The sequence below is a fragment of the Tenacibaculum skagerrakense genome (assembly GCF_004345825.1).
GTDB classification, from domain to species: Bacteria; Bacteroidota; Bacteroidia; order Flavobacteriales; family Flavobacteriaceae; genus Polaribacter; species Polaribacter skagerrakensis.
Map to the genome: position 1 here is coordinate 199,595 of NZ_SLXM01000002.1, position 12,463 is coordinate 212,057.

At 30.5% G+C, this 12,463-nt stretch carries 10 protein-coding genes and 1 pseudogene; 7 read left to right on the plus strand and 4 right to left on the minus strand.

Annotated elements, in window-relative coordinates:
• The first annotated feature begins 60 nt into the window (after positions 1–60).
• The 6 genes and pseudogenes from EV195_RS05235 (at position 61) to EV195_RS05260 (ending at position 6,256) form a co-directional block, all read left to right on the plus strand.
• Entirely contained in the window at positions 61–420 is a 360-nt protein-coding gene (locus EV195_RS05235) for a four helix bundle protein (RefSeq protein ID WP_132793670.1), read from the plus strand.
• A gap of 128 nt (positions 421–548) precedes the next feature.
• Positions 549–1,478, plus strand: a complete 930-nt coding sequence (locus tag EV195_RS05240) for a YihY/virulence factor BrkB family protein (RefSeq protein WP_132793672.1) — start codon at positions 549–551, stop codon at positions 1,476–1,478.
• 69 nt (positions 1,479–1,547) lie between these two features.
• Complete coding sequence (gene hisS, locus EV195_RS05245; protein WP_132793674.1) at positions 1,548–2,912, plus strand: histidine--tRNA ligase; 1,365 nt, start codon at positions 1,548–1,550, stop codon at positions 2,910–2,912.
• A 48-nt stretch (positions 2,913–2,960) separates the two neighbouring features.
• Positions 2,961–3,650: a GTP cyclohydrolase I FolE gene (gene folE, locus EV195_RS05250; RefSeq protein ID WP_132793676.1), complete on the plus strand. Its 690-nt coding sequence runs from the start codon at positions 2,961–2,963 to the stop codon at positions 3,648–3,650.
• Positions 3,651–3,750: 100 nt separating this feature from the next.
• Positions 3,751–4,830, plus strand: coding sequence for a hypothetical protein (locus tag EV195_RS05255; protein ID WP_132793678.1), 1,080 nt, complete (start codon positions 3,751–3,753; stop codon positions 4,828–4,830).
• 199 nt (positions 4,831–5,029) lie between these two features.
• A pseudogene (locus EV195_RS05260) lies at positions 5,030–6,256 on the plus strand (IS3 family transposase).
• 59 nt (positions 6,257–6,315) lie between these two features.
• On the opposite strand, the gene EV195_RS05265 reads toward EV195_RS05260, so the two are convergent.
• Both EV195_RS05265 and EV195_RS05270 read right to left on the minus strand, forming a co-directional pair.
• Positions 6,316–7,086, minus strand: a complete 771-nt coding sequence (locus EV195_RS05265; RefSeq protein ID WP_132793680.1) for a zinc ribbon domain-containing protein — start codon at positions 7,084–7,086, stop codon at positions 6,316–6,318.
• Positions 7,087–7,093: 7 nt separating this feature from the next.
• Positions 7,094–8,188 (minus strand): Nif3-like dinuclear metal center hexameric protein, encoded by a 1,095-nt coding sequence (locus EV195_RS05270; RefSeq protein WP_132793682.1) that lies wholly within the window; start codon positions 8,186–8,188, stop codon positions 7,094–7,096.
• Between the two features lie 52 nt (positions 8,189–8,240).
• Between EV195_RS05270 and lpxK the strand changes: the two genes are divergently transcribed.
• Positions 8,241–9,260, plus strand: a complete 1,020-nt coding sequence (lpxK, locus tag EV195_RS05275) for a tetraacyldisaccharide 4'-kinase (protein WP_132793684.1) — start codon at positions 8,241–8,243, stop codon at positions 9,258–9,260.
• 12 nt (positions 9,261–9,272) lie between these two features.
• Here lpxK and EV195_RS05280 read toward each other — a convergent pair whose 3' ends face one another.
• Together EV195_RS05280 and EV195_RS05285 are read right to left on the minus strand one after the other, a co-directional pair.
• A complete protein-coding gene (locus tag EV195_RS05280) occupies positions 9,273–11,144 on the minus strand; it encodes a hypothetical protein (RefSeq protein ID WP_132793686.1) in 1,872 nt (623 codons plus the stop codon).
• A 231-nt stretch (positions 11,145–11,375) separates the two neighbouring features.
• Positions 11,376–12,452: a mannose-1-phosphate guanylyltransferase gene (locus tag EV195_RS05285; protein WP_132793688.1), complete on the minus strand. Its 1,077-nt coding sequence runs from the start codon at positions 12,450–12,452 to the stop codon at positions 11,376–11,378.
• Between the last annotated feature and the right edge of the window lie 11 nt (positions 12,453–12,463).

Sequence of the window (12,463 nt, forward strand, 5' to 3'; positions counted from 1 at the left end):
TAGTAGTTTATAAAGTTTTTATAGTTGTTAAAACTTTTTATTTTTGAAATAAAACACGCTATGAAAACATTTAGAGAATTAATTGTCTGGCAAAAGTCTATGAGTTTTGTTACAGAAATCTACAAGATTACAAAAGCTTTTCCAGATGATGAAAAGTATGGAATAACCTCTCAAATAAGAAGAAGTGCTATTTCGATACCAAGTAATATTGCAAAAGGTTATGGAAGGAGTGGTTTAAAAGATTATTTACGATTCTTAAATATCTCAATGGCTTCCTTGTTTGAATTACAAACACAATTAGAAATTTCATATAATCTCGAATTTGTTACCAAATTTAAATTTGAAAAATTATTTGAGTTATCAAGAGAGATTGAAAGAATGTTGTCAAGTTTAATTAGGAAACTCAAAGAAAGAAGATGATTTCAAACAGGAAGAGCTATTAATTTAAACGCTTTGTAGCTAATAATCTCAGAAACTTTGAGCCTAACTAACTAATAATCTATGTAACTTTGAAACACCATAACTTAGCATCTTTGTAACTAGTAAAAATGTCAGAAGAAATAGAACAAAATCTAGAAAAAATACCTGTAATCAATTGGTTGGTAAAGTTTGGGAAACAAATTAAAATTCCAGGCTTAGAAGGATTATCGCTCTATGATGTGCTGGAAATGTATGTTATTGGAATTGTAAAAGGCGCATTAACAACTCGTGCTGGTGGAATTGCATTTAGCTTCTTTATGGCAATTTTTCCTTTTTTACTGTTCATACTTACGCTAATACCATATTTACCAATAGAAGGTTTTCAAGAAGGGTTATTCGATTTAATCCGTGAGGCATTACCTCCTAAAACTTTTGAAGCGGTAGATGGCGTAATTAAAGATATTTTAAACAATCAATATGGAGGTTTATTATCATTTGGTTTTTTAGCCTCAATTTTTTTAATGACTAATGGTGTAAATGCTATTTTTGGAGGATTTGAGTATTCTTATCATGTACGTGAGTTTCGAAATGTATTTCGCTCATATCTAGTGTCGTTAGGAGTATCATTGTTAATGTCGTTCTTTTTAATTGTTACCGTTTCTCTTATCATTCTATATCAAATCGCACTTTCAAAAATTGATAAAATTGGTTGGTTTGATACGGGAGAAATGAACCTGTTTTACTTAGGAAGAGGTTTGTTGTTCCTTATAATGATTTACACAATTGTTTCTATATTGTTTAGATATGGAACTAAACAAGGGAAGCAAATCAAGTTTTTTTCTGCTGGAGCGTTACTAACAACGGTAGTATCTTTATTTACATTTTATCTTTTTGGTATCTATGTAGTTAAGTTCGCAAAATACAATCAACTATACGGGTCTATAGGTACTTTGTTGATTTTGATGTTGTTTATATGGTTAAATGCAATTGTATTACTATTAGGTTTTGAACTAAATGCATCTATCTATCAGTTAAAACGTAGAAATAAAACTTCATAATCCGCCAATAAATTCAGATATTTGCAGGCTTAAATAAACACTATTTATTTTTTAATTGATTTATAACTTATGAAACCAGGTATTCCAAAGGGAACGAGAGACTTTTCATCTACTGAAGTAGCAAGAAGAAACTTTATTTTTAATACAATAAAGCATTCTTTTGAGTTATTCGGTTTTCAACCAATAGAAACGCCTAGTTTTGAAAACTCTTCTACCTTAATGGGAAAATATGGAGAGGAAGGAGATCGGTTAATTTTTAAAATTTTAAATTCAGGTGATTATTTAACTAAAGTAGATGATGCTTTGTTATCAGAAAAGGATAGTAATAAAGTTACTACTCAGATTTCTGAAAAAGCGTTACGTTACGATTTAACAGTGCCTTTTGCACGTTATGTTGTACAACACCAAAACGAGATTACTTTTCCGTTTAAACGTTATCAAATTCAACCCGTTTGGAGAGCAGATAAGCCTCAAAAAGGACGTTTTAGAGAATTTTATCAATGTGATGCAGATGTTGTAGGAAGTACTTCTTTATGGCAAGAGGTAGAGTTTGTTCAATTGTATGATTCCGTTTTTAGTAAGTTAAATGTTCAAGGAACGACCATTAAAATCAACAATCGAAAGATTTTATCTGGAATAGCTGAGGTTATTGGTGCAAAAGACAAGCTAATTGATTTTACAGTTGCTTTAGATAAGTTAGATAAAATTGGTAAAGATGGTGTTGTTGCTGAAATGATTTCAAAAGGAATTTCTGAAGAAGCAATTCAGAAGGTTCAACCTTTATTTGAGTTTACAGGAAGTAATAATGATAAGCTAAATGCTTTAGCAGATATGCTTATAACATCTGAAGAAGGAACAAAAGGAGTTGAAGAATTACGTTTTGTAATTGAGAATATTCAAGAATTAGAATTGCAAACAGCTACACTTGAATTAGATGTTACTTTAGCTAGAGGATTAAATTATTACACAGGAGCTATTTTTGAGGTTTCAGCTCCAAAAGAAGTGAAAATTGGCTCTATTGGAGGTGGTGGAAGATATGATGATTTGACAGGTATATTTGGTTTAAAGGATGTAAGTGGAGTCGGAATTTCGTTTGGTTTAGACCGAATTTATTTGGTAATGGAAGAATTAGGTCTTTTTGAAGCTGTTGAATTACCAAAACCCAAAGTTTTATTCTTAAATTTCGAAGAGAATGAATCATTAGTTAAGATGAAAGCCATTGCAGAATTAAGAACTAATGGAATTAAATCAGAATTGTATCCAGATCTTGCATCAAGTAATAATCAACAGAAAAAACAATGGAAATATGTTGATAAAAGAGGCATAGATTTTGTAATTACTGATGTCGATAATGGACAATTCAAGTTTAAGGACACAAAAACAAGAGAAGAAAAACTCCTTACAATCAAGGAAATAATTAAAATAGTACAATAAAAAGAACTTTTTGTTTTATCTTTGCAAAAAAACATTAAACAAAAAGTTATGTTCGAGATCCATAATAATATGATAGACGATAGAATAGACGAAATAGGTGAGAACCACGTTGGAACATCAGCAAAAACGCCATTGCGTGCAGATGCTTTTGATATTTCGGACGAAGAAAAGATTGCAAAAATCCAAGATAGCGTTAAAGATATCCTTGAAACTTTGGGTATGGATTTAACAGATGATAGCTTAAAAGGAACACCAAAACGTGTTGCTAAGGCTTTCGTAAATGAAATGTTTATGGGGTTAAACCCTAAAAACAAACCATCGGCTTCTACTTTTGATAATAATTATAAGTATGGAGAGATGTTAGTGGAAAAGAATATTATAGTGTATTCTACTTGTGAGCATCACTTATTACCAATTGTTGGTAGAGCACATGTTGCTTATATTTCTAATGGTAAAGTAATTGGTTTATCAAAGATGAATCGTATTGTTGAATACTTCTCTAAAAGACCACAGGTTCAAGAGCGTTTAACTATGCAAGTTGTTCAAGCTATGCAAGAGGCTTTAGGAACAGATGATGTAGCTTGTGTTATCGATGCAAAACATTTATGTGTAAATTCACGTGGAATTAAAGATATCGAGAGCTCTACAGTAACTGCAGAGTTTGGAGGAAAATTCAAAAATAAAGAGACTAAAAGAGAGTTTTTAGACTATATAAAACTGAATACAACATTTGATTAATTTCCTGAAAGAAACATTAAAAAAAAGAGCAGCTATAAGTTGCTCTTTTTCTTTTTTTATTATTTACATTTGCTCCAATAATAATTAAAATAAATAAGCTATGAAGAAATTCAGCATCGCGCTAAGTGCGCTATTCTTATGTATTACAATATCTTGTAATGATGATAACAATATAAGTGGTTCAGGAAACCAAGAAGTTGCAGATCAACAAAATGCTTTAGAGGACAATAAAACGGATGTTGCAATCTTAGAAAGTGGTATTATCATTAATGGAGCGACAAAAAATAGTGGAAATCCTCCATCTCCAAACAGTAACCTAGATTTCAATATTACAAGTAACTCTCAGAAAGGTTTTCAAAGTTCAGGTTTTGATATCAAATTTTCTTCAAATGCAGATGTTGCTGGAGCTTATATTAGGTTTAAAGATGTAGATGGAAATGTAACTGCAGATTATTTTGATGTTCCTGCATCTTCTTTTGGAACTAGTTTCTCAAATAAAGGAAGTTTTGCAAACTCTTCTATTATCAATAAAAAAATAGAATCAACTACACTTGTAAATAAAAACTCAGAGACTGTTATTAATGTAGATTTAAAAACAACAGTTCCAGCAGGAGAATTCTGTTACGATATTTGTCTTTATGATAGTCAAAATAATGTAAGTACCATTGAAACGGTATGTGTAACCATTGAGGCTTGGGGTGGAAATGCTCAATTAGTTGGAAAGTGGAAATTAGAAGAAATTACTGATATTGATGACACTTTCGACATCGACTGTAATAATGGAGGAACCATCAATGTTTTAGAATCGAATATTATCTCTCAAGATATTTTGGTTTATTTCAACGAAGATGGATCTTATAATGATTCTCAAAAGGGAGAAACAGTTTATCTGGATTATAGTGCTTCTGCTGAAACTTGTACTGTAGTTTATAGTACTGACTCGGAAAAGATGGATGAAGAAAGATACGGTAATTGGGCTTTTGATGAGGATGATAATAGAATTACAATTGTATTATTCTCGATCAAAGACTTATTAGATTCAAATAATTCTGTTGATTACGAATTTGGAGATAAATTTTTTGATGGTTTATTTATAAAAGAAATAACGGAAACAAAATTAGTTATTGAGGAAGTTTCTCCTTTCGGATTCGAAGTTACTTACGTTTTTAAAAGAGTATAATTAAAGACTAGAAAATAATTAAATAGGCACAGTTACTAAACTGTGCCTATCTTTTTTTATGGTGCATACTTATACCAACAATTTTAATAATAATAATAATGAATATAGTATAAAAATTAAAAAAGCGGCTTTTAAAAGCCGCTTTTTTAATTTTTTATGTCTCGTCCTGAAATAAGTTGACACAAATTTGATTTATTTTATGAATAACAATGTAGACAAGAAAAAGCGTACCCAGCGTGATTACAATTTAGGCTTTAAATTAGCTGTAGTTTCCCAAGTAGAAAAAGGCGAGTTAACTTATAAACAAGCTCAGAAGAAGTATGGTATTCAAGGGAGGAGTACCGTTTTGGTTTGGCTGAGAAAACATGGTATCTTAGACTGGAGCAAACCTGCCTTACTAATGAAATCAAAATCCAAAGAAACACCTGCGCAAAAGATTAAGCGATTAGAACGCGAATTAGAAGATCAAAAGTTAAAGAATCAGATTCTTAATACCATGATTGATATCTCCGATAGTCAATATGGGACTTCTATTAGAAAAAAGTATTTATCTCAACAATCCAACGCATCAGACAAGAACAAAAGATAAGTTTATCTCGTTGTTGTCGATTGTTTGAGATATCAAGACAAGGATTCTATCAAAGTATTAAGCGTGAGCATGCTCGAAGAGTACAACTCTCAAAGATTAAACCTTTAGTCATTCAAATACGTATGCAAATGCCTAGAATAGGCACTCGTAAGTTGTATTATTTGCTAAAGGATGAGTTTTAATAGTCAAGGCATAAAAATAGGTAGAGATGCCCTATTTGATTACTTGCGATCAGAATCTATGTTAATCAAACCTAAAAAGAATTATACTAAAACCACTAACTCTAAACATTGGTTACGCAAATATCCAAATCTGATTAAAGATGCAAAGGCAGAGAAACCAGAACAATACTTTGTCAGCGATATTACTTATGTGAAAAGTAGAGAACAAACCCATTATTTATCTTTAGTAACCGATGCTTTTAGTAGAAAGATTATGGGATATCATCTAAGCGATGATATGAGTGCAGAAAATGTGGTTAAAGCATTAACTATGGCCATTAAAAATAGAATTACATCTGGACCAATGATTCATCATTCTGATAGAGGATTACAATACTGTTCAACAATATATCAAAACAAGCTAGTCGAACAAGAAATAAAAGCATCAATGACAGATGGATATGACTGTTATCAAAATGCTTTAGCAGAAAGAATCAATGGAATTTTGAAACATGAATTTTTAATTTATAAATGTAATACAGGTAAGGAACTGGAAAAACTCGTTGAACAATCAATAAATGTTTATAATAATTTAAGACCACACTTGAGTTTGAACATGAAAACACCTAATTTTATACACAACAAAAAACCAGAGAAATTAATTTCTCTGGTTTAAATAATATTTTTAAAACCTGTCAACCTATTTTAGGACGACTCATTATATTGGTGTATCTCTTAAAAGATTAAATTTTCAATTTTCTCTCTCTCTTCCGCAGCAAGAGCAGCGTCTACTAAGATACGACCACTGTGCTCGTCGATAGTGATTTTCTTTCTGTTAGCAATTTCTAATTGTACTTGTGGTGGAATTGTAAAGAAAGAACCTCCAGCAGCTCCACGCTCAATAGAAACAACAGCTAAACCATTTTTCACTTTGTTACGAATTCTTGTATAGGCAGATAATAAATGCTCATCAATAGATTGTGAGAATTCTTCAGACTTTTCAAGTAATAACTTTTCTTCCTTTTCAGTTTCCTTTAAGATAGCATCTAATTCCGATTTTTTGGCATTTAAATGACCTTCTTGTAAGTTTAACTTCTCTTTAGTTGAATCTACAACTTGCTTCTTTTGAGCTATTTTAGCTTTAAATTCTTTAATTCTTTTTTCAGCTAATTGAATTTCTAATTCTTGAAACTCTACTTCCTTACTTAAAGAATCAAACTCACGGTTATTGCGAACATTTTTTTGTTGTTCAGCATATTTTTTAATCAATGCTTTAGACTCTTCAATTGCTAATTTTTTATTACTGATATCAGTGTTTAAATTATCAATATCTTGAGCTAAGTTTGAAAGTCTTGTATTTAATCCGGCAACTTCATCTTCTAAATCTTCTACTTCTAAAGGTAATTCTCCACGAACGCTTCTAATTTCATCAATTCTAGAGTCAATTAATTGTAAGTCGTATAGCGCTCTTAACTTTTGTTCTACCGTTACTTCTTTTTTTGCCATTGTTTACTTAAATATAATGTATTGGATTTGTACTCTTTTCGCTTAAACGAATTGCAAAATTAGTGAATTTTTTTGTAAGATAATCAACTAAAAGATTTTTTGTAAACTGTTCACTTTCATAATGCCCAACATCAGCTAGTAAAATACGTTCTTCAGCTTTGTAAAATTCGTGATATTTAAAGTCTGCACTTACGTATGCATCTGCTTTCTCTCTGATTGCGTTTGAAATAGCAAAACTACCTGCGCCTCCTAAAACAGCTACTTTTTTTATTTGTTTTCCTAACAATTTAGAGTGTCTGACACAATCGGTTTTAAAGGATGATTTTACAAGCTGTAAAAATTCAGTTTCATTCATAGGATTTTCAAACTCTCCAATCATTCCCATTCCAATATTTTGATGAGAATTGTTTAGCGTAATAACTTCATAAGCTACTTCTTCATATGGGTGGTATTTAAAAAGTTGTGTTAGAATTTTTCCTTCTAAATAACTTTCAAAAGTAACTGTGATACAGGTTTCTTCTTCGAATTGTAATTCTCCTTTTTTTCCGACTGTAGGATTGGAATGTTCATTTCCTCTGTAACTACCTTTTCCTTCTATATTAAAAGAACAATTGTCATAATTACCAATAGTTCCTGCACCAGCTTCAAATAATTTTTCTCGTAAATTATTGGCTTCAGCAAAAGGAACATAGGTTGTTAATTTTTTTATAATGCCTTTTTTAGGAATTAAAACCTTGGTGTTCTGAAGGTTCAAAACTTCACACATTTTAGCAGAAACACCAACTTTTGAGTTGTCTAAAGCAGTATGTGTGGCATAAATAGCAATATCATTTTTAATAGCTTTTAGTACAACACGTTCAACATAATTATTGCCATTCAATTTTTTCAATCCTCCAAATATGATGGGATGGAAGCTTACAATCAAGTTGCAGTTGTTAGCAATTGCTTCGTCAACAGTTTCTTCTAAAGTATCTAATGTTACTAAAACTCCAGTTACTTTAGTGTTGTAATTACCAACTAATAATCCTACATTATCAAAATCTTCCGCATAGGATAGCGGAGCAATTTCTTCTATATAATTTGTAATATCTCTAATTATCATCGCCTAAATTTAGCAACATCAAAGTTAAGATTTTTAATGTATTTTCGTTTCAATGAAATTAATCCGTTTTTTAGTATTTCCTTTTGCAGTTGTATACGATTTGATTACTCGAGTTCGTAACTTTTTATTTGATAGAAATGTTTTAAAATCAACTTCATTTGATATCCCAGTTATTGCTGTAGGAAATTTATCAGTAGGAGGAACAGGGAAAACGCCACAGATAGAATATTTGATTCGTTTATTACAACAAGATTTTAAAGTAGCTGTGTTGAGTAGAGGTTATAAACGAAAAACAGTGGGATTTCAGTTAGTGAATAAAACACATACTGCCGAAGATGTGGGAGATGAGCCGTTGCAATTCTTCTCAAAATATGAAGATATTCATGTAGCAGTCGATGCTAATAGAACCAATGGGATTCATCAGTTATTAACTGAAGTAAAACCAGATGTAATTTTATTAGATGATGCGTATCAGCATAGAAAAGTAAAAGCGGGGTTTTATATTTTACTGACGAAGTACAACGATTTGTATGTGAATGATTTTTTATTGCCTACAGGAAATTTACGTGAAAGTAGGAGAGGAGCTAAAAGAGCAGATGTAATTGTGGTTACGAAATGTCCTAATGAGTTAAACGAAAATGAAATGAAATCAATTAAGAAGAGGTTACAGTTACTGCCAAGTCAGCAATTGTATTTTTCAAAAATTGAATATAATGAGCATTTGAAAGGCACGGATAGTGAATTACAACTTGGTGATTTAAAAGAAGAAATCGTGTTAGTGACTGGAATTGCAAATCCAACTAGTTTACTATCGTATTTAAAAGACAAAAAAATAGATTTTACTCATTTAAAATATCCAGATCATCATCATTTTTCTGAGCAAGATATTTTCAAAATAAAAAAGGAGCAATCAAAATTACAATCAGATAACAAGATAATACTAACCACAGAAAAAGATTATGTTCGATTAAAAGGAAAACTAGAGAATTTGTATTATATCGAAATTCATAACTCTTTTTTATCTAATCAGGAGTCTTTTGATTTAGAAGTGAAAAAATTTGTAAACAAATAGCTTCAAAAAAACCTATTTACTACAATTCTCACAATACGTAGCTCTTAAAAAGTCATCTTCTAATAACTGAAAAGTTACCCCTTTATTTAAAGCAGAATTGTACAAACCACAGAAACGTTTTTTATTCATATTAATAGCGTTTAGCATTACGGTTCTGTATTCTTCAGTGTTCGTTAATTCTTCTTTGGTGATTGTAAGGTTTAAGTAATAGAACAATAAATCTTCATCTACAGTAATATTGTTTACCTTATTTTCTATCGTATTAATTGCATCGTAAATACTAGAATAATAAGTAAAAAACTGAGCAATACTTAAGTAATCAAAATCAGAAAGTTCTAAGTTTTGATACGATTTTAAAACATAGTTCACAGAGCTATCTTTACCCTTATAGTCATTTTTTCTTACATCTTCTTCAGCTTTAATAATATGGTAGTTGACAATCATCTTGTCAATCAATTCTTTTGAAATTCCATAGTTTTTTAAGCCGATAATTTCCTCTTTAAACTGATCTCTATCAATAACTCTTGCTTTGTGTTTCCAAATAATAAATTTTAAAACAGCTAAGTTATACTTTAAACGTTTGTCATTAGGTTCTAACTTTTCAAGTTGTAATAACTCTTTTTCAACGTTTAGGGTTTGTTTTAAATCAACAAAATATTTGAAGATACAGTTTTTAGTAAGCAATCTTAAGTATTTCTTACTTTTAGGAATCTTCATGTTTTTTAGTACTTCAGGCTTAAATTTATCTCGAAGTCTATCTAAAATCGAATTTTGAATTTGGCAAGCTTCTTCTAGTTTATCTGCACGAACAGCTTTATTGAAAAGAGTTACTAATTGGTCAACATGCAATGTTTTATATTCATCCTTTTTTTCGAGAGATAAAACAACAACTGCTTTTCTGTGATTTCGTAAAATTGGCTCTAGGTTAGCTGCATATTCATTAATTAGTTTTGCTTTTACATTCTTCTTAGGAAGCTTAACCAGTTTCTTATGTTTCGTTTTTTTAATGTCATTAAAAAACTCTACCCAATTTTCTGAGGTTGATATACGTGTGATGATACTAGGTTCTTGAAAAGATTGTAAAGAACCTGCAATACTCTTTGCACGTTGTCTTTGCAAAATGAAGTTTCTATCACTACTTCCTTCTACAGAAGCATAAGCATTAATATCTATTTTTTTAATATTATAATCTGTAAGCTTTAAAGAATCGTATAGGGGTTTAATATCTTCTGGTTTGTATTCCCATTTGTCTTTTTCAAAAGGAATAGAAAATGTCATTTTTTTATACTTAGTAACAATATCGTTTTTATTAGAAGTGATTTTTTTATTCTTAAACGTAATATCGTCTAAATACACTCCCATATCCAACAATTCTCTTGGGTATTTTTCTAAATTGTAGATAGTATAATACTTACAAAAAGCTTTATTGTGTAAGAAAAGTAAGTTAAACTCAATCTCTTCTTTCTGTAAATTTGATGGGACTTTTCCAATGTAAACTCTATACCTATTTCTACTTACACTTTTTAATTTTCCTGGTTTATTAATTTCATATACAGGAGGTAAAAGCACACCACGAATTTGAGATGGTTTTACTTCTTTATCGCAAGCATATCTATTTCTTCGAACAATATCAACAGCAATACCATCACCTTTTTCTTTAAACAAGGCATTGTACCAGTTTTTATTATTTACTTCAAAGTATAACTTATTATCTTCTAGGCGAACTCCAAAACGAACATAATTAGGCTTTTGTTTAAAAACCTTAGTGAACGCATTACATTTATCTTCTCTGTCCCCATCAGGAAAATAAATACCGTAGGTATATTGTTGTGCATTTGCTAAAAAAGAAATAGCAAATGCTAGTAGTAAAAGTTTATTTTTCATTTTTCCCCCAGTAAAAGATCAGTAATCTTTTACTTACATATTTATTCAGTATTACTTAATGAACTGATGCCCCAATCAATTCAAGACAGTAAACGTCAAAATTAGCTTAAAATTGTTCAGAAGCCAGTTTTTGTTAAAATTTGTGGTGGGAATTGTATAATTTGACTAATTTTTGTTATGAAATTCGATATTTTAACTGTTTTTGGTTATTATGGTTAAGGATTGTAATTTTTAAACAAACTTCTTACCAAAATAATCTCCAGCTTCAGACATAATTTCTTTAATATCTTGATCGTCTTTTCTTGGGCAAATCATTATAATATCTTTCTTTTCAACGACAATAAAATCTTCTAATCCTTGTATTACAACTCGTTTTCCGTTTTCAGTACGAATCATATTACCTTTGGCGTCTCTAAAGATTACATTAGCACCAACTACGGCGTTTTCATTTTCATCTTTCTTTAACTTTCCATACAAAGAACCCCAAGTTCCTAGATCGTTCCATCCAAAATCTACAGGTAAAACATGTACATTGTTAGCACGTTCCATAATTCCAAAGTCAATAGAAATATTTTCACAATTTTTATAATTGCTTTTTATAAAATCATCTTCAAAATCTGAATTGTAAACATTATTTCCATCATCTAATACGTTTACCATATCAGGTAAAAATTCTTTAAAAGCTTTTAAGATGCTTTTCGCAGACCAAACAAAAATTCCTGCATTCCACAAATAATCACCACTTGCTAAAAACGATTCAGCGGTTTTTAAATCTGGTTTTTCAGTGAAGTTTTTTACTTTTTTTATTTCTGAGTTAGTGCTTTCGTACTGTATGTAACCATAACCTGTATTTGGATGATCTGGTTGTATACCTAAAGTCATTAAAATATCATCTTTAGCACAAGCTTCAAATGAGGTTTGAATATTTCTTAAAAACTCTCCCTCATCTTTAATCCAGTGATCCGATGGAGCTACTAAAATGACAGCATCAGGGTTTTGTTGATATATTTTTAAAGCGGCATACAAAATACAAGGTGCTGTATTTCGCATAACAGGTTCTAAAAGTAATTGCTTACTACTTAGTTGTGGGATTTGTTGAAGTACTAATTTTTCGTAGTTTTCATTAGTAGCAATTAAGATATTGCTAGTAGGTACTAATTCATTAATTCGCTCAAATGTACGCTGAATTAATGATTGGCCAGTTCCTAACATGTCATGAAATTGTTTAGGAAATTTTTGGGTACTAACAGGCCAGAATCTAGATCCGACTCCACCAGCCATGATTACTGCGTAAAAATTATTCTTCATAAATCAGATTG